The organism is Kribbella sp. HUAS MG21 (assembly GCF_040254265.1).
Lineage (GTDB): Bacteria > Actinomycetota > Actinomycetes > Propionibacteriales > Kribbellaceae > Kribbella.
The window spans coordinates 239,721-257,075 of the sequence record NZ_CP158165.1 but is presented as its reverse complement, the minus strand read 5'-3'; the positions used below and the strand labels follow the sequence as shown (position 1 = coordinate 257,075).

The 17,355-nt window shown below is 69.6% G+C and carries 17 protein-coding genes; 10 read left to right on the top strand and 7 right to left on the bottom strand.

Annotated elements, in window-relative coordinates; translation table 11 throughout:
- Positions 1-13: 13 nt before the first annotated feature.
- A complete protein-coding gene (locus tag ABN611_RS01115) occupies positions 14-493 on the top strand; it encodes a GNAT family N-acetyltransferase (RefSeq protein ID WP_350277834.1) in 480 nt (159 codons plus the stop codon).
- Positions 494-551: 58 nt separating this feature from the next.
- On the opposite strand, the gene ABN611_RS01110 is transcribed toward ABN611_RS01115, so the two are convergent.
- Positions 552-755, bottom strand: a complete 204-nt coding sequence (locus ABN611_RS01110; protein ID WP_184835013.1) for a cold-shock protein — start codon at positions 753-755, stop codon at positions 552-554.
- Between the two features lie 95 nt (positions 756-850).
- Complete coding sequence (locus ABN611_RS01105) at positions 851-1,645, bottom strand: hypothetical protein (RefSeq protein ID WP_350277833.1); 795 nt, start codon at positions 1,643-1,645, stop codon at positions 851-853.
- Positions 1,646-1,773: 128 nt separating this feature from the next.
- Between ABN611_RS01105 and ABN611_RS01100 the strand changes: the two genes are divergently transcribed.
- The gene (locus ABN611_RS01100) at positions 1,774-2,745 is read left to right on the top strand and encodes a 2-dehydropantoate 2-reductase (RefSeq protein ID WP_350277832.1); all 972 of its coding nucleotides are present in this window, start codon (positions 1,774-1,776) and stop codon (positions 2,743-2,745) included.
- A 165-nt stretch (positions 2,746-2,910) separates the two neighbouring features.
- A complete protein-coding gene (locus ABN611_RS01095; RefSeq protein ID WP_350277831.1) occupies positions 2,911-3,885 on the top strand; it encodes a LacI family DNA-binding transcriptional regulator in 975 nt (324 codons plus the stop codon).
- A 108-nt stretch (positions 3,886-3,993) separates the two neighbouring features.
- On the opposite strand, the gene sucD is transcribed toward ABN611_RS01095, so the two are convergent.
- Together sucD and sucC are read right to left on the bottom strand one after the other, a co-directional pair.
- A complete protein-coding gene (gene sucD, locus ABN611_RS01090; protein WP_350277830.1) occupies positions 3,994-4,887 on the bottom strand; it encodes a succinate--CoA ligase subunit alpha in 894 nt (297 codons plus the stop codon).
- Positions 4,888-4,903: 16 nt separating this feature from the next.
- A complete protein-coding gene (gene sucC, locus ABN611_RS01085) occupies positions 4,904-6,052 on the bottom strand; it encodes an ADP-forming succinate--CoA ligase subunit beta (RefSeq protein WP_350277829.1) in 1,149 nt (382 codons plus the stop codon).
- Between the two features lie 250 nt (positions 6,053-6,302).
- Between sucC and ABN611_RS01080 the strand changes: the two genes are divergently transcribed.
- On the top strand, positions 6,303-7,646 hold the full coding sequence (locus tag ABN611_RS01080) for an OFA family MFS transporter (RefSeq protein ID WP_350277828.1): 1,344 nt from the start codon (positions 6,303-6,305) through the stop codon (positions 7,644-7,646).
- Entirely contained in the window at positions 7,643-8,206 is a 564-nt protein-coding gene (locus ABN611_RS01075; protein ID WP_350277827.1) for a hypothetical protein, read from the top strand. Before ABN611_RS01080 ends, ABN611_RS01075 begins: the two co-directional genes overlap by 4 nt.
- Here ABN611_RS01075 and ABN611_RS01070 read toward each other — a convergent pair.
- Positions 8,167-8,451, bottom strand: coding sequence for a hypothetical protein (locus ABN611_RS01070; RefSeq protein ID WP_350277826.1), 285 nt, complete (start codon positions 8,449-8,451; stop codon positions 8,167-8,169). The two genes, ABN611_RS01075 and ABN611_RS01070, sit on opposite strands and share 40 nt — an antisense overlap.
- Positions 8,452-8,572: 121 nt before the next feature.
- Between ABN611_RS01070 and ABN611_RS01065 the strand changes: the two genes are divergently transcribed.
- From ABN611_RS01065 to ABN611_RS01045, 5 genes are all read left to right on the top strand, one after another.
- Entirely contained in the window at positions 8,573-10,282 is a 1,710-nt protein-coding gene (locus ABN611_RS01065; protein WP_350277825.1) for a thiamine pyrophosphate-binding protein, read from the top strand.
- 12 nt (positions 10,283-10,294) lie between these two features.
- Complete coding sequence (gene frc / locus ABN611_RS01060; protein WP_350277824.1) at positions 10,295-11,521, top strand: formyl-CoA transferase; 1,227 nt, start codon at positions 10,295-10,297, stop codon at positions 11,519-11,521.
- Positions 11,522-11,536: 15 nt separating this feature from the next.
- Positions 11,537-13,678, top strand: a complete 2,142-nt coding sequence (locus tag ABN611_RS01055; RefSeq protein ID WP_350277823.1) for an acetate--CoA ligase family protein — start codon at positions 11,537-11,539, stop codon at positions 13,676-13,678.
- Between the two features lie 61 nt (positions 13,679-13,739).
- Complete coding sequence (locus ABN611_RS01050) at positions 13,740-15,248, top strand: Nramp family divalent metal transporter (RefSeq protein ID WP_350277822.1); 1,509 nt, start codon at positions 13,740-13,742, stop codon at positions 15,246-15,248.
- A 2-nt stretch (positions 15,249-15,250) separates the two neighbouring features.
- Positions 15,251-15,790, top strand: coding sequence for a hypothetical protein (locus tag ABN611_RS01045; protein WP_350277821.1), 540 nt, complete (start codon positions 15,251-15,253; stop codon positions 15,788-15,790).
- Between the two features lie 139 nt (positions 15,791-15,929).
- Here ABN611_RS01045 and ABN611_RS01040 read toward each other — a convergent pair whose 3' ends face one another.
- Complete coding sequence (locus ABN611_RS01040) at positions 15,930-16,676, bottom strand: GntR family transcriptional regulator (protein ID WP_350277820.1); 747 nt, start codon at positions 16,674-16,676, stop codon at positions 15,930-15,932.
- A gap of 254 nt (positions 16,677-16,930) precedes the next feature.
- Positions 16,931-17,110, bottom strand: a complete 180-nt coding sequence (locus ABN611_RS01035; RefSeq protein WP_350277819.1) for a hypothetical protein — start codon at positions 17,108-17,110, stop codon at positions 16,931-16,933.
- Positions 17,111-17,355 lie beyond the last annotated feature (245 nt).

Below are 17,355 nucleotides of genomic sequence, written 5' to 3'. Positions count from 1 at the left end.
TAGCGTTGCGCGGGTGATCGAGACGGAACGCCTGTCGCTGCTGCCGCTCCGGGTCGAGTACGCCGGACCGATGGCCGAGGTCCTGTCCGATCCGGGCCTCTACACGTTCACCGGCGGTGAACCGCCGACTGTGGAGGCTCTCGAGGCGCGCTACCGCCGCCAACTGGCCGGTCCGGACACACCCGACGAGCAATGGCTCAACTGGGTGGTCCGCCACGACGGCGAGCTGATCGGCTACGTCCAGGCGACAGTCACCGGCAGTACGGCGGAAATCGCGTGGGTCATCGGCGCTGCCTGGCAGGGCCGGGGGTTCGCGAGGGAGGCCGCCCAGGGACTCGTCACCTGGCTACGGGCTCAGAACGTCCGGCGGATCGTCGCGCACATCCATCCGGACCACACTGCATCGGCCGCTGTCGCGACCGCGGTAGGCCTCGCGCGCACCGACGTACTGGAGGACGGCGAGTACCTGTGGAGCACGGCAGACCCGGCGTGAACCGGGTCTGCCGCGAGAAGGGGCTACGGCGCAGCGGCCGAAGTCATCCTTCGACAGCTCAGAGCGGGCGGACGTTCTCCGCCTGCAGGCCCTTCGGGCCCTGCGCGATCTCGAACTCGACCCGCTGGTTCTCGTCCAGGGAGCGGAAGCCCTGGGTCTGGATCGCCGAGTAGTGCACGAACACGTCGGCGCCGCCGTCCTCCTGGGAGATGAAGCCGAAGCCCTTCTCACCGTTGAACCACTTCACTGTTCCCAAAGCCATTTTTCTCTCCTGATACGACAAAACGCCCGGCGGATCACAAATCCGCGGGCGCTTCGAAACGAACGTGGAACTGCAAAACATCAACCGGGAGGAGCCTAGCACGCTCGATGAGCCATCAGCCATCCCTGTTCACGCCGTACGTCGTACTCGTCCGGCGTCCCCGACCACGTGACAGCGCATCCTGACGTGCCGCACTCACACGCGAAGGGGTACGGCGGCAGCGCCTCCAGCCCGGCGTCCGCCTGCCACAAGCGGCCCTGACGACACGCAGCGAGGTTCTCGTACCGCCTCTGCCGGCTGAGCGCGTCACCCGGCTCTAGGCGGGGGAGCGCACCCAACGCGCCCTCGACCGCAGAGGTGATCGCCGGCCAGTCCGGCTCCGCAGGGACCTCGATGAGGACACGCCCACGTTCAGCAGCCTCCCGACGTACCAGCTCGGCCAGTACGGCGTCCCGCGCCAGCAGGCGCTCCAACTGCGCCTGACCGGCCGGTTCGTGCACCCGCGCCAGCCGCTGCTCCCGAGCCCGCCGGGTCTGCTCGGCATCCGGCAACAACCAGACCGCCGCCGCAACCGAGTCGGCCATCGAGGGAAACAGTTGTGGGCCCTCCACCAGCGCCGGTACGTCGCCCAGTCCGCGCTCGTGCACGTCCGCGACAACCAGCTCCAGACGCAGCCGGCTGATCTCCACGAACGCCGCCGCGGCGTACTCCGGCCCCTCGGCCAGGTCCGCCGCCAACGGACGGAGCGGCGGCAGCCGGTCCAGATGCGCGTAGGTCCACAGGTCGACCGGATGCAGCGGCAGATCGGCCCGCCGCGCGAGGTCCCGCGCGATCGTCGACTTGCCGGCACCCGGGGCGCCGCCGATCCACACCATCGCGGGCCAGGTCACGGCGCTCAGTGTGCCAGGTCCTCCGGGAATTTTGGCGAGCGTTTGCCGGAGAGTGTGATCTTGACCGCATTCGGGCTGCAGCCTACTGTATGCCGTATACCAAGATTCTCTGGAAGGCAGGGACCCTTATGAGAGTTGCGGTTCTCGGCGCCGGCGCGATCGGTGCGTACGTCGGTGCGGCGCTGCACCGTGGTGGGACCGAGGTGCATCTGGTCGCCCGCGGCGCGCACCTGGAGGCGATCCGGGCGAACGGCGTCTCGGTGCTCAGCCCGCGCGGCGACTTCACGGCCCGGACGCCCGCCACCGACGACCCGGCCGAGATCGGTCCGGTCGACTACGTCTTTCTCGGGCTCAAGGCGAACTCGTACGCGAGCGCCGGCCCGCTGCTGCGGCCGCTGCTGCACGACCGGACGGTCGTCGTCGCCGCGCAGAACGGCATCCCTTGGTGGTACTTCCACCGCCTGAAAGGTCCGTACGAAGGCCGCCGCATCGAGTCCGTCGACCCCGGCGGCACCGTCACCCAGGTGCTCGACCTCGACCGCGCGATCGGCTGCGTCGTCTACTGCTCGACCGAGCTGGAAGGGCCGGGCGTCGTACGGCACCTGGAAGGCACCCGGTTCTCGATCGGCGAGCCCGCGGGCGGTCCGTCGCGGCGGTGCGAGGAGTTCAGTACGGCGATGATCGCCGGCGGGCTGAAGTGCCCGGTCGAGGCGGACATCCGCAAGGACATCTGGATCAAGCTGCTCGGGAACGCGGCGTTCAACCCGATCAGCGCGCTGGCTCGCGCCACGATGGTGGAGATCGCCACGCATCAAGGCACCCGGCAGATGGTCCGGCTGATGATGGAGGAGTCGCTGGAGATCGCCGCCGCGCTCGGCTGTCACCCGGACATCTCCGTGGACAAGCGGCTCGACGGCGCCGAACGCGTCGGCGAGCACAAGACGTCGATGCTGCAGGACCTGGAGAAGGACAAGCCGCTCGAGCTCGACGTCATCCTCGCGGCCGTCGTCGAGTTGGCCGACCTCACCGGCGTCAAGGCCCCGACCCTCCGCGCGGTCCACGCCGTAGCCGACCTCCTGGCGAGCAAGGTCGGCGTGTAGAGCCAGGTGGGTCCGGTCACAGCGACGCCGGACCCACCTGTTCCATCGTTGTGCCCGGCTCGCCGGGGGCCCGGCCTGTTGACGCAAACATGTCTAGACTCCTGCCACACGGGAGGTACCGGGGTGGAAGGAACGGCCGGAGGACGACGGCGGCGTGGTCCGTCGATGGCGGACGTGGCGCGGCTGGCCGGGGTGTCCGGGCAGACGGTGTCCCGGGTCGCGAACGGCCGGCTGAACGTGGACGCGTCCACCCGGGCCCGGGTGCAGGCCGCGATGCGCGAGCTCGGCTACCGCCCGAACGGCGCCGCCCGCGCACTCCGCAGCGGCGAGTTCCGCAGTATCGGCGTGATCGTGTTCGAACTCTCCACCTTCGGTACGACGCGAACGCTCGACGCGATCGCCACCGCCGCCACAGCACGCGGGTACTCCGTCAACCTGATGCCGGTGCTGGCGGTGAGCCGGCAGGCCGTGGCGGACGCGTTCACCCGGCTGGCGGAGCAGGCCGTGGACGGCGTCATCATGATGATCGAGGCGCAGCTGCTGGACGGCGTACAGCTGCCGCCCGGGCTGCCGGTGGTGATCGTGCACGCGGGCGCGCACTACGACCACCCCGTCATCGACACCGACCAGACGCAGGGCGCCCGGCTCGCCACGGAGCACCTGCTCGAGTTGGGCCACAAGACCGTCTGGCACGTGGCCGGCCCGCCGTCGTCGTTCGCCGCGGACCAGCGCCGGCGCTCCTGGGAGCAGACCCTCCGCGACCACGGGTGCGACGTACCGCCGCTGCTGATCGGGGACTGGTCGCCGGCCTGCGGGTACGACGCCGGCCGTCAGCTCGCCGCGAACCCGGAGGTGACCGCCGTCTTCGTGGCCAACGACCAGATGGCGCTCGGGGTGCTCCGCGCGCTGCACGAGCAGGGGCGGGCGGTGCCGGACGACGTGAGCGTGGTCGGGTTCGACGACATGGAGGAGGCGGCGCAGTTCTGGCCGCCTCTCACCACGGTCCGTCAGACCTTCACCGACATCGGCCGGCGCAGCGTCGACACGCTGATCGCCCAGCTCGGCACTGCCGACGGCCACGCGCCGACGCCGGTCCCCACAACGCTCATCCTCCGCAACAGCACCGCCCCGCCCGCCTAGCCTGCCCCATCAACTGGAGGGTTGCCCCCTCAAATTCTCAGTGGGCAACCCTCCAGCTCCGGTGTTATCCCCCGAACTGGAGGGTTGTCGGGTGGGCGGGAGCGGGCGTCACGCCGGTTGGTGGGTGGAGGTGAGGATTGTGCGGAGCAGCGCGGCCGTCTCGGTAGGCGTCTTGCCGACGCGGACGCCGACGGCCTCGAGGGCCTCCTGCTTGGCGGCCGCCGTACCGGACGAGCCGGACACGATCGCGCCCGCGTGACCCATCGTCTTGCCCTCCGGCGCGGTGAACCCGGCGACGTACCCGACGACCGGCTTGGTCACGTTCTCCTTGATGAACGCGGCCGCCCGCTCCTCGGCGTCACCACCGATCTCGCCGATCATCACGATCGCGTCGGTGTCCGGGTCGTCCTGGAACGCCTGCAGCGCGTCGATGTGCGTCGTACCGATGATCGGGTCGCCACCGATCCCGATCGCCGTCGAGAACCCGAAGTCGCGCAGTTCGTACATCATCTGATAGGTCAGCGTGCCCGACTTCGACACCAGCCCGAGCCGGCCGGGTCCCGCGATGTCGGCGGGGATGATGCCCGCGTTCGCGCGTCCCGGGCTGATGATCCCAGGGCAGTTCGGGCCGATGATCCGCGCCCCCTGCTCCTGGGCGTGCGCGAAGAACGCGGCGGTGTCATGCACCGGCACGCCCTCGGTGATCACCACCACCAGCGGGATGCCGGCGTCGACGGCCTCGATCACCGCGCCGCGGGTGAAGCGCGGCGGCACGAACACCACCGACACGTCCGCGTCCGCGGCCTTCACCGCGTCCGCGCACGATCCGTACACCGGGATCGAGCGCTTCGCGAAGTCCACCGACTGCCCACCCTTGCCGGGCGTCACCCCGCCGACCACATTGGTGCCGGCGGCAAGCATCCGGCTGGTGTGCTTCTGTCCCTCGGACCCGGTCATCCCCTGTACGACGACCCGGCTCTTCTCGGTCAGGAAGATCGCCATCTCGCAACAGTCCCTTCTAAGCGGCGGCCAGCTCAGCGGCCCGGGCCGCCGCGCCGTCCATCGTGTCGACCACGGTCACCAGCGGATGGTTGGCCCGGGCAAGGATCTTGCGGCCCTCCTCGACGTTGTTGCCGTCCAGCCGGACGACCAGCGGTTTGTCGGCCGCGGCACCGAGCAGCGCGAGCGCCTGGACGATGCCGTTCGAGACCGCGTCGCAGGCGGTGATCCCGCCGAACACGTTCACGAACACACTGCGCACCTGCGGATCGGACAGGATGATGCCGAGACCGTTCGCCATCACCTCGGCGGACGCGCCGCCGCCGATGTCGAGGAAGTTCGCCGGCTTCACGCCGTACGGCGAACCGGCGTACGCGACCACGTCGAGCGTCGACATGACCAGGCCCGCGCCGTTGCCGATGATGCCGACGGAGCCGTCGAGCTTTACGTAGTTCAGACCCTTCGCGTGCGCCTCGGCCTCCAGCGGGTCGGCCGCGGTGACGTCCTCGAAAGCCGCGTGCTCCGGATGCCGGTAGGCCGCGTTGTCGTCGAGCGTCACCTTCCCGTCCAGCGCTTCCAGTGACCCGTCGCCGAGCTTCACCAGCGGATTCACCTCTACGAGCGACGCATCCTCCGCGACGAAGACGTCCCACAACCGCTGCACCACCGACGAGGAGCCCGGCGGAAACCCGGCAGCCGCGACGATCTCCGCGGCCTTGCCGTCGTCGACGCCGATCGCGGGATCGATCCGCACCTTCGCGATCGCGGCCGGGTTGGTGTGCGCGACCTCCTCGATCTCCACGCCGCCCTCGGTGCTCGCGATGCAGAGGTACTCGCGGTTCGCCCGGTCGACCAGGAACGACAGGTAGTACTCCTCGGCGATGTCCGCGGCCGGCGCGAGCAGCACGCGCCGTACGGTGTGCCCCTTGATGTCCATCCCGAGGATCTCGGCCGCCCTCGCCGCCGCCTCCTCCGGGGAGGACGCCAGCTTCACGCCGCCGGCCTTGCCGCGGCCGCCGGTCTTCACCTGCGCCTTCACCACCACGCGGCCGCCGAGCTCGCGGGCCGCCGCGGGCGCGTCGGCCGCGTCCTCGATCACCCGGCCGAGCGTCACCGGGACGCCGTGCCGGGCGAAGAGCTCCTTGGCTTGGTACTCCATCAGGTCCACGTTCGGCCTCCTTCGAGTGTGCAGACGACTGTATGCGGTATGCAATCTGCCGACAAGAGCAACCTGCCAGGTCTGGACAGCTCCGCCGCGAAGGAGTACCACAGACTTCATACGGTATGCAGTAGTCATCGGGCCCCGGCCTGGACTGAGGAGCGCAGGGAGCGCAGCGACCGGAGCGACGAGGGAAGGCCGGGAGTCCAGGCCCGATGACGCCCGCGCGGAGCGCGGAATGACGCAGTCAGGAGGCGCCATGACCAACGTGAAGCCCCGAGACATCCGTGACGTCTACGGCCGGCGGTACCGGATCGGTGAGGACGCGCGGGAACTGACCGGACATCCACGGCGCTGGCAGCTCTGGGCGGCCTGGGCCTGCATGGTCGCGATCAGCCCGCTGCAGTACTCCTTCGGCACCGCGGCCCTCGGCCTGGAGACCGATCGCGGCTGGGGTACGGCGCAGACCCTCTGGCTGCTCGCGGTCTTCGTCGCCTGCCAGGCCCTGGTCGCCGTCCCGGCCGCCTGGGTCCATCGGGTACGACGGGCAACGCCGACACAGCTCGTCGTGGCGGGCGGGGTCCTCGCCGCGATCGGTCTCCTGACACTCGCGCACGTCGACAGCTACGCGGCCGTGGTCCTCGGTTACGCGATCCTCGGCGGCACCGGCGCGGGTCTCGTGTACGCCGCCTGCATCACGACGTCGGCGCGCTGGTTCCCGGACCGGCGGACCGCGACGATCGGCTTCGTCACCGGCGGCTTCGCGGTCGGCGCCGTACCGAGCATCCTCCTGCTGACGGTGCTGGACCAGTGGGTCGTGTTCGACCTGGCGGCCGCGGTCGCCGTGCTGGTCGTGCTGATCGCGGGCGGGCTGCTGAAGGATCCGCCGCGGCACTGGTGGCCCGCGGAGATCGACGCGCAGGCCTGGGCGATCGACCGCACGCTCAACCGGAGCATCCCGCACAACGCGCCCGCGGTCCGGCACTACCGGCCCGGCGAGGCGATGCGGACCGGCGCGCTGCCGCTCATGTGGTTGCTGCTGGCAATCAGTACCGCGTTGTCGCTTCTAGGCATCGGCTTCGTGGTGAGCTACGGCGTGAGCGCCGGCTTCGGCCTCGGTGTCGCGGCCTTCGCCGCCGGAATGCTCGCTGCCGTCAACGGTCTCGGCCGGTCGACGGCAGGCCACCTGTCGGACCGGTTCGGCCGTCGTCGGGTACTGGCCGCGGTGCTGATGATCGAAGGTTTCGCCCATGTCGGCCTGGTGGCGGCAGGGACGGGCTGGGCATTCGTGGTGTGCGCGATGTTCGCCGGCCTCGGTGGCGGTGCGTTCTACGCGATCATGGCCAACCTCGTGCTCGAGTTCTTCGGCGAGAACAGCCTGCTGCAGAACCAGGCGATCCTGTACTCCGCGAAGGCCGCCGGCGGCCTGGTCGGCATCGGCGTCGCCGCCTCTGTGGCCGCGGCGGTCGGCTACCGGCCGTTGTTCCTCGGCGCCGGCTTGCTCGGCGTACTGACCGCGCTGAGTGTGCGGCTGCTCAAGCAACCCGGCCGTCCCGCGCTGCCGGTGCGGCCGCAGCTCGGTACGCCGGTGGCGGGCGAGTGAACGGGTACGGGAAGGTCCGGCGGCCGGATCCGTGCGTGATGGAGCTGGTGTCCCGGCTCGCGCGCGAACCGTGGACGGACCGGCCGGCGTGCGTCCATCCGGTGCTGAGCGCGGTGGCGCGGGCGGCGCACGACCACAGCAGTTCGGCCGGACGCCGCCAACTGCTGCCGCTCGCGCCGCGCTTCCTCGGCACCAGTCGCACCGGCCTGGAGCCCGCCGCCCGCTTGGTCGCGGTCTGTGTCTCGACGGCGCTGACGGCGGGGGAGCTGCTGCCCGACGAGCGCCGTCGGCTGTCCGCGGCGCATCAGACCGCATTGCACCTGCTCGGCTCGGCGGACAGCCCTGGGGGAGCGGCGAGGTGGTGGCTGCCGGCGTTCGAACGGCTCCGCTGGAGCGAGCCGTTCTACCGAACCTTCGTCGCCGCCGAACAAGCCGCGGAAGCAGTCGCGGTCACCGCTCGCGCTGCGAACAGTGACCGCGATGTGCGGCTACGCCAGTTGGTCAAACAGTGCCTGGGCGCTCACGGCGCTCTGCGGCCGGGAGCTCCGACCCCTTCGTGATCGACGTCGCCGGCGCCCCACAGCGCGTGATCCCGATCATCGTCGGGAATCACGACCAGGTCGTGGTGACGCGGTGCGCGGACCTGTTGCTCGAGCCGGCGCAGGTCCGTCGAGCAGCGGTCGACGTCGTCCTGCAGACGCAGTACGTCGAGATGCGGACCGAGGCGATTCCTCAATGCCGCAAGGGATTTCTCCAGTGCTCCGAGTGCGGAACGGGTGCGGGCGAGTTCGTCGGAAATCGTCATCACAGCCTCCTGGCCCCGAGCTCTGGACAACCGCTGTCGCCTGGGATAAGACTACGACTACACCATACGGTATGCAATCTACATCAAGGCTGAACCAGCCCTTCCGAGGAGTTGACTGCAGATGGCGCAGACAGTGTCGGAGACCCAACCCGTCGCGGAAGTCAAGGAGCCGGAGACGATCTCCGGTGGTCACCTCGTCGCGAAGGCCTTGAAGGCCGAGGGCATCGACGTGATCTTCACGCTCTGTGGCGGTCACATCATCGACATCTACGACGGCTGCGTGGACGAGGGCATCGCGGTCGTCGACGTCCGGCACGAGCAGGTCGCGGCGCACGCGGCCGACGGGTACGCACGGGTCACCGGGAAGCCCGGCTGCGCGGTCGTCACCGCCGGCCCGGGCACGACGGACGCGGTGACCGGCGTCGCAAACGCGTTCCGCGCGGAGAGCCCGATGCTGCTGATCGGCGGCCAGGGCGCGCTGAACCAGCACAAGATGGGATCCCTGCAGGACCTGCCGCACGTCGACATGATGACGCCGATCACGAAGTTCGCCGCGACCGTGCCGCACACCGCGCGGGCCGCGGACATGGTCTCGATGGCGTTCCGCGAGTGCTACAACGGCGCTCCCGGCCCGTCGTTCCTGGAGATCCCACGCGACATCCTGGACAACTCGGTTCCGGTCGAGTCCGCGACGGTGCCCGAGGCCGGTCACTACCGCGCGTCGACGAAGAGCATCGGCGACCCAGCGAGCATCGAGGCACTGGCCGACCTGCTGGTCCGGGCCGAGAAGCCCGTCGTCCTGCTCGGCACCCAGGTCTGGACGTCGCGGGGCAGCGAGGCGGCCGTCGACTTCGTCCGCAAGCTCGACATCCCGGCGTTCATGAACGGTTCGGCCCGGGGCACGCTGCCGCCCGGCGACCCGCACCACTTCCACCTGTCCCGGCGGTACGGCTTCAACAACGCCGACCTGATCCTGATCGTGGGTACGCCGTTCGACTTCCGGATGGGGTACGGACGCCGGCTGCCGAAGAGCGCCACCGTCGTCCAGATCGACCTCGACTACCGCACCGTCGGCAAGAACCGTGACATCGACCTCGGCCTGGTCGGCGACCCGGGCGCGATCCTGGCGGCCGTCGCCCAGGCGGCGTCCGGCCGGATCCAGAAGGCCGATCGCAAGGCCTGGTTCGCGGAGCTCCGGGCCGAGGAGGACGCGGCGTACCAGAAGCGGCTGCCGCGGCAGCTGTCGGACGCGAACCCGATCCACCCGCTGCGGCTCGCGCACGAGATCAACGAGTTCCTCACCGAGGACTCGATCTACATCGGCGACGGCGGCGACATCGTCACGTTCTCCGGCGGCGTCGTGCAGCCGAAGTCGCCCGGTCACTGGATGGACCCCGGTCCGCTCGGCACCCTCGGCGTCGGCATCCCGTTCGTGCTCGCGGCGAAGTACGCCCGGCCGGACAAGGAGGTCGTCGCGCTGTTCGGTGACGGTGCGTTCTCGCTGACCGGCTGGGACTTCGAGACGCTGGTCCGCTACAAGCTGCCGTTCGTCGGCGTCGTCGGCAACAACTCCTCGATGAACCAGATCCGGTACGGCCAGGAGGCGAAGTACGGCAAGGACCGCGGCCGGGTCGGCAACACCCTCGGCGACGTGAAGTACGACGAGTTCGCCCGGATGCTCGGCGGGTACGGCGAGGAGGTCCGGGACCCGGCCGACATCGGGCCGGCGCTGCTCCGGGCGCGGGAGAGCGGGCTGCCGTCGCTGATCAACGTCTGGGTCGACCCGGACGCCTACGCCCCCGGAACCATGAACCAGACCATGTACAAGTAAAGGGGACCCGTCATGACCAAGGCCCTCGATGGCGTCCGCGTTCTCGACATGACCCACGTGCAGTCCGGACCGTCCTGCACCCAGATCCTCGCCTGGCTCGGCGCCGACGTGATCAAGCTGGAGGCGCCGACCGGCGACATCACCCGGCAGCAGCTGCGCGACCTGCCGGACGTCGACAGCCTCTACTTCACGATGCTCAACTGCAACAAGCGCAGCATCACGCTGAACATGAAGTCCGACCGCGGCAAGGAGATCTTCACCGACCTGGTCAAGAGCGTCGACGTGCTGGTGGAGAACTTCGCCCCCGGCGCGATCGACCGGATGGGCTTCACCTGGGAGCGCCTGCAGGAACTCAACCCGCGCCTGGTGTTCGCGTCGATCAAGGGCTTCGGCCCGGGCCGCTACGAGAACTTCAAGGCGTACGAAGTGGTCGCCCAGGCGATGGGCGGCGCGATGAGTACGACGGGATTCGAGGACGGCCCGCCCACCGCGACCGGTGCGCAGATCGGCGACTCGGGCACCGGCATCCACCTGGTCGCCGGCATCCTCGCCGCGCTGTACCAGCGGACCAACACCGGCAAGGGCCAGCGCGTCACCGTGGCGATGCAGGAGGCCGTGCTCAACCTGACGCGGGTCAAGCTGCGCGACCAGCAGCGGCTGGCGCACGGACCGCTGCGGGAGTACCCGAACGACCACTTCGGCGAGGCGGTGCCGCGGTCGGGCAACGCGTCCGGCGGCGGCCAGCCCGGCTGGGCGCTGAAGTGTGCGCCGGGCGGCCCCAACGACTACATCTACGTGATCGTCCAGCCGCCCGGGTGGGCCCCGATCGCGCAGCTGATCGGCAAGCCGGAGCTCGCCGAGGACCCGGACTGGGCGACGCCGGCGGCGCGGCTCGACAAGCTCGACAAGATGTTCGCGCTGATCGAGCAGTGGACCGAGCAGCACACCAAGTTCGAGGTGATGGACAAGCTCAACGCGCTGAACGTGCCGTGCGGGCCGATCATGTCCACCCGGGAGCTGATCGAGGACGAGACCCTGGCCGAGCTCGGCGCCGTGGTCGAGGTGAAGCACCCGCAGCGCGGCGCGTTCAAGACCGTCGGCTGCCCGATCAAGCTGTCCGACTCGCCGGTCGAGGTGCAGACCTCGCCGGGCCTCGGCGAGCACAACTCCGTCATCTACGGCTCGCTCGGTATCGACACCGCCGAGCTCTCCGAACTCAAAGCCGCCGGCGTCGTCTAGAGGGAGATCGTTGCAATGACCTATGACAAGGCAGCAGTCCGGACCATCCTCGACCAGGCTCTGGCGGACGGCCGCACCTCGCTGAGCGCGCCGGAGGCCAAACTGGTCGCCGACGCGTACGGCATCCCGACGCCGGGCGAGGGGCTGGCCACGACTGCCGAGGGCGCCGCCGGCCTCGCGGCCGAGATCGGGTTCCCGGTCGTCCTCAAGATCGTCTCGCCGGACATCCTGCACAAGACCGACGCCGGCGGCGTGGTGGTCGGCGTGGACAGCCCGGACGCGGCGCGGGACGCCTTCGACAAGATCCTCGCGAACGCCCGGGCCTACAAGGCGGACGCCGAGATCACCGGCGTCCAGGTGCAGAAGATGCTGGTCACCGGCGGTGACGTACAGGAGGTCATCGTCGGCGCGGTCACCGACCCGACGTTCGGCAAGGTGGTCGCGTTCGGGCTCGGCGGCGTACTCGTCGAGGTGCTGAAGGACGTCACCTTCCGGCTGGCGCCGCTGTCCGGCGACGAGGCCCGGGCGATGGTCGACGGGATCGGCGCGCACGAGATGCTCGAGGGCGTCCGCGGTGCCCGGGCGGTCGACAAGGACGCGGTCGGCGACCTGATCCGGCGGCTGTCGGACCTGGTCACGGACTTCCCGCAGTTCGCCGAGGTCGACCTGAACCCGGTGCTCGCCGGGCCCGACGGGGCGACCGCGGTGGACTTCCGGATCATCGTGGACGCCGAGGCCGGCAAGCCGGTCGAGCGGTACAGCTCCGCGGAGATCCTGGCCGCGATGACCAGGATCATGCGGCCGCGCGCGGTCGCCGTGATCGGGGCGTCCAACGAGACCGGCAAGATCGGCAACTCGGTGATGAAGAACCTGGTCAACGGCGGGTACGCCGGGGAGATCTACCCGATCAACCCGAAGGGCGGCGAGGTCCTCGGGCGGAAGGCGTACCCCAGCATCCTCGACGTACCGGGCGACGTGGACGTCGCGGTGTTCGCCGTACCGGCCAAGTTCGTCGGCGGGGCGCTCGAGCAGTGCGGCGAGAAGGGCGTCGCCGGCGCGATCCTGATCCCGTCCGGGTTCGCCGAGACCGGCGAGCAGGAGCTGCAGGACGAGGTCGTCGCGATCGCCCGCAAGCACAACGTCCGGATCCTCGGACCGAACATCTACGGCTACTACTACCTGCCGGAGAGCCTCTGCGCGACCTTCTGCACGCCGTACGACGTCCGCGGGAGCGTGGCGCTGTCGTCACAGAGCGGAGGCATCGGGATGGCGATCCTCGGCTTCAGCCGGTCCAGCCGGATGGGAGTTTCCGCGATCGTTGGGGTAGGCAACAAGGCCGACATCGACGAGGATGACCTCCTGACGTTCTTCGAGAGCGACGACAACACCAACCTGATCGCCATGCACCTTGAGGACCTGAAGGACGGCCGGGCGTTCGCCGAGACGGCGGCCCGGGTGTCGAAGAAGAAGCCGGTCGTCGTACTGAAGGCCGGCCGTACCTCCCTGGGTGCACGGGCGGCCAGTTCGCACACCGGCGCCCTGGCCGGCAACGACAAGGTGTACGACGACGTCCTGCGGCAGAGCGGGGTGGTCCGGGCGCCGGGGCTGAACGAGATGCTCCAGTACGCCCGCGGGATCCCGCTGCTGCCGACGCCGAAGGGCGAGAACGTCGTCATCATCACCGGCGCGGGCGGCTCCGGCGTGCTGCTGTCGGACGCCTGTGTGGACGCCGGGCTGACGCTGATGGACATCCCGGACGACCTGGACGCGGCCTTCCGGAAGTTCATCCCGCCGTTCGGCGCTGCCGGGAACCCGGTCGACATCACCGGAGGCGAACCGCCCTCGACGTACCGGAACACGATCGCGCTCGGGCTGTCCGACGAGCGGATCCACGCACTGATCCTGGGGTACTGGCACACGATCGTGACGCCGCCGATGGTGTTCGCGCGGCTGGTCGCCGAGGTGGTCGAGGAGTTCCGGGCCAAGGGCATCGACAAGCCCGTGGTCGCCTCGCTGTCCGGTGACGTCGAGGTCGAGGAAGCCAGCCAGTACCTGTTCGACCACGGGGTGGTCGCGTATCCGTACACCACCGAGACGCCGGTCCAGGTCCTCGGTGCGAAGTACCGCTGGGCCCGCAACGCCGGCCCGCTGGGCTGATTGGAGGAAGGAGAGCGCGGGGGACCGAACCGCTAGCTGGCGTCGAACTAAGGAGTCCGCCTTGGACGTCACGAGCAAGACCTCAGAAGTTCCTGAAGAGCCTGCCGCGGCCGGTGCGACCGCCGCGACCGAGAAGGTCTGGAAAGCGGGCAGGCTCGAACCGATGCCGATCCGGAAACTTCCGGACGCACCGCCGTCCCTGCACATCCTCGGTCCGACCGTGTTCCTGGTCGCGCTGGGGGTGGGGATGGGGGAGTCGTACATGTGGCCCCGGCTCGTCCTGGTGTTCGGGCCGGACATCCGCTGGTTGTTCATGGTCGGTGTCACGCTGCAGGCGTTCGTGCTGCTGGAGATGGCGCGGTACGCGATGGCCACCGGGGAGAGCATCTTCTTCGGCGCGGCCCGGATCTTCAAACCGCTGATGTGGTTCTTCTACGCGGCGGCGATCCTGATCTACATGTGGCCGGGCCATCTGTCCGCCGGCGCGGCCGCGTTCGAGGAGGTCTCCGGCATACCCTGGCAGGTCACCGCGTGCGTGGCTCTGGTGTTCGTCGGTGTGCTGTTCAGCATGCTGTCGGTGATCTACACCTTCCTCGAGAAGCTCCTCGGCCTGCTGATCGGCCTGCTGGTCGTCGGTACGTCGGTGATCGCGGCGATCGTCGGCAGCTGGGACGACCTCGGCCGCACGGTCTCCGGGATGTTCGCGTTCGGGTACTTCCCGGACGAGGCGATGACGTCGGCCTGGTTCCCGGTGGTGGTCGGGTCGATCGCGTTCGCGGGGCCGTCCGGGATGCAGCAGATGTGGTACACGCTGCAGCTGCGGGACAGCGGCGCCGGCATGGGCGCGCACATCCCGAAGATCCGTGGCCTGCGGGCCGCGGGCGAGGCCGAGTCGATGCCGTCGCGGGGGTTCATGTTCGACACCGAGGACCCGGCGGAGCTGGCGAAGTGGAAGGGCTGGCGCAAGTGGGTGACGTTCGACGCGCTGCTGCTCTTCTGGGGTATCACGATGCTGGTGACGATCTCGTTCACCGTGCTGGCGATGTCGGCGGCCCGGGAGAACCCGAACGTCGCGTCGCTGATCGAGGGCGGTGACCGGGAGGCGGCGCTGAAGGCGATGTCGGACGCGTTCGCGTCGGCCGGCTCGCCGATCCTCGGGTCGCTGTTCTTCGGCTTCATCGCGCTGATCGGGCTGAACGCGACCCTCGGCCTGTTCGACTCGTTCTCCCGCGGCCAGGCGGACATGACGTACTACTTCGTGCCGGGCGCCAAACGGTTCTCGATGTCGAGGCTGTACGCCGGGTTCCTGTGGGGCGTGATCCTGTTCGGCATCCTGATCCTGCTGTTCGGACCGGCCGACGGCCCGGCGGGGATCCTGGACACGCTCGCGTTCCTGTCCACGTTCGCGATGGGTGCGTACTGCATCGTGTTGCTGCTGGCGAACAACATGCTACTGCCGAAGAAGATCCGGCCCGGCCCGGTGCGGAACGTGATCATCGGGTTCGGCGCGGTGTTCTACCTCGGACTGCTGTTCTACTGCCTGTTCCGCTTCGGCGTGGCTGTGGGCTGACCATGACCGTCGACCTGAAGCAGTTGGCGCAGTTCTGTCTCCCGGCCGCGTCGGTGGGCGCGGCCGCGGGACTCGTCGCCGCGTGCCTGGCCGCGTTCGTCGGCCAGCCCGTCGGCTGGGCGGCGGTCACCGGGCTGCTCGGTCTCGGCGTGCCGCTGGTCGTGTTCGGATCCGGGTACGCCGTACTGGTGGCGCTGGGCAAGGTCCCCGCCGGGGTGTTCGCGCCGGCGGCGGTCTACTGGGTGGTCGCCTTCCCGCTGGCGCTGCTGGCGCACGCGGTCGTGATGGAGTGGGTGGTCGCGGGGACGCCGGGGTTGCCGGCCGAACCGTGGAAGTTCCTCGCCTTCCGTGCGCTGGTGAGCATGGGATTCGCGATCGGCTTCCTGTGGATGCACGAGCAGATCGGGCGGTTCTGGTGGCCGCGCATCCTCGACCGCAACGAGTACGCCAAGCGGACGGTCGCGCAGTACGTGCACCTCGCCGCCGCGCTCGAGGCCCGCAAGGCCGCGACGGGCCGCGGCCGGAAGAAGCGGCTCGCTTGAAAGCCCGCCCCACCTGAAAGCCCGCCCCGTCGTCGCGCGCACCCTCCAGCTCAGGGGGCATCCCCTGAGCTGGAGGGTTGCCCATTGATAATTTGAGGGGGCAACCCTCCACTTGAAGGGGCAGGCAGGTCGGGGTGGATCAGCGCCGGCGGCGGGGGCGGGCAGCCGGGGCGGCGGGGGCTTCCGGCTCGGTGCTCGCCTGGAGGTCGTGGTACGCCTTGCGGGTGTGCTCGGTGTGCTCGCGCATGATCTGCGCGGCCTTGTCCTCGTCGCCCTCGCTGATCGCCTTGACCAGGCGGCTGTGCTCCCGCCAGGACGCGGCGCCGCGGACCGGGGCGACGGGCGTGTAGTACCAGCGGACGCGGCGGTCGACCTGGGCGGCGAAGTCGACGAGGAACCGGTTGCCGGACATCTGGGTGATCAGGCTGTGCAGTTCGGCGTTCGTCCGGACCGTGCCGTCGATGTCGCCGGCCTCCTGGTACGTCGTGCCGACCTTGCAGAGCTCCCGGAGCTTCGCGACGTCGTCCTTCGACGCGTGCCGGGCCGCGAGCCGCGCGGACTCCGACTCCAGCGCGGCGCGGGCCGCGAGCAACTGGTCGACCTCGTCCTCGGCCGGGACGTGCACCATCGCGCCGAACCCGGGCCGCAGGTCGACCCAGCCCTCGTTGTTCAGCCGCTGCAGGGCCTCGCGCACCGGCTGCCGCGAGACGCCGAGGATCCCGGCGAGCTCGACCTCGACCAGGTGCCGGCCGCGCTCGAGCGTGCCGTCGATGATCATCTCGGTGAGGGCCTCGTACACCGATTCACGCAACGGCTGCGGCCGCTTGACGTGCCGCGCGCCCGCCGGCTCCGCACCCGCCCCTGGCCCCGCACTGATCGTCGTCATGAGGTCCCTTCCTACGGTCATGGCACTTGGTAGACAGTCTACCAAGTGCCATGACTCTGCTTGATTGCCGCGCCTCCGGCGCGGCGGGTCCTGGGACTGTGACTCCCGTTCTTCCCTCGTCGCTCCGGTCGCTTCGCTCCGGTCGCTTCGCTCCCTCCGCTCCTCAGTCCAGAACGGGAGGCCCCAGGACCGGGCTCCCTGCGCTCCTCAGTCCAGAACGGGAGGCCCCAGGAGCGGACATGGCGAGTGCAGGGTCAGGCGGCCGACTCGTCGGCGTTGCGGCGGTCGTCGTCGTGGGCGGGGCGGGCCTCGCCGGCGGTGAGCTTCGCGAGCTCCGCGTCCAGGTCGACGGGGCCGGTCAGTTCCTGCAGCTCCGGGGCATCCGGGAACTGCGGCCGCGCCGCCAGAGCACCGAACCTACGGGTGAAAATCATCTCTTGCCCTCTCCGCTCCGATCAGGAGCCTGCTTGAATTCTGCCTTCTGTATACATTCAACCAGGCGAACTGACCGGTTATGCCCACGTCTCACGTGATCCCCGTTACGTACGACGTGATCCCGCTAACACCACCCATCCCATCCCACCCACCCCGCCGTACGTCCGCGCCCTACACGCCCGTCGAGTCGTGAGGATTGGTTGGTCTGGGGGAGCCGATTTTCACGACTCGGGGTGGTGGGTGG

What these genes read in the sequence shown, in the direction of transcription:
- ABN611_RS01055 (WP_350277823.1), top strand. Translation starts at nt 11,537, where the DNA reads ATGACCTATGACAAGGCAGCAGTCCGGACCATCCTCGACCAGGCTCTG.
- ABN611_RS01070 (WP_350277826.1), bottom strand. Translation starts at nt 8,451, where the DNA reads ATGACGATTTCCGACGAACTCGCCCGCACCCGTTCCGCACTCGGAGCA.
- ABN611_RS01065 (WP_350277825.1), top strand. Translation starts at nt 8,573, where the DNA reads ATGGCGCAGACAGTGTCGGAGACCCAACCCGTCGCGGAAGTCAAGGAG.
- ABN611_RS01100 (WP_350277832.1), top strand. Translation starts at nt 1,774, where the DNA reads ATGAGAGTTGCGGTTCTCGGCGCCGGCGCGATCGGTGCGTACGTCGGT.
- ABN611_RS01095 (WP_350277831.1), top strand. Translation starts at nt 2,911, where the DNA reads ATGGCGGACGTGGCGCGGCTGGCCGGGGTGTCCGGGCAGACGGTGTCC.
- ABN611_RS01035 (WP_350277819.1), bottom strand. Translation starts at nt 17,110, where the DNA reads ATGATTTTCACCCGTAGGTTCGGTGCTCTGGCGGCGCGGCCGCAGTTC.
- ABN611_RS01080 (WP_350277828.1), top strand. Translation starts at nt 6,303, where the DNA reads ATGACCAACGTGAAGCCCCGAGACATCCGTGACGTCTACGGCCGGCGG.
- ABN611_RS01110 (WP_184835013.1), bottom strand. Translation starts at nt 755, where the DNA reads ATGGCTTTGGGAACAGTGAAGTGGTTCAACGGTGAGAAGGGCTTCGGC.
- sucD (WP_350277830.1), bottom strand. Translation starts at nt 4,887, where the DNA reads ATGGCGATCTTCCTGACCGAGAAGAGCCGGGTCGTCGTACAGGGGATG.
- frc (WP_350277824.1), top strand. Translation starts at nt 10,295, where the DNA reads ATGACCAAGGCCCTCGATGGCGTCCGCGTTCTCGACATGACCCACGTG.
- ABN611_RS01045 (WP_350277821.1), top strand. Translation starts at nt 15,251, where the DNA reads ATGACCGTCGACCTGAAGCAGTTGGCGCAGTTCTGTCTCCCGGCCGCG.
- ABN611_RS01040 (WP_350277820.1), bottom strand. Translation starts at nt 16,676, where the DNA reads ATGACGACGATCAGTGCGGGGCCAGGGGCGGGTGCGGAGCCGGCGGGC.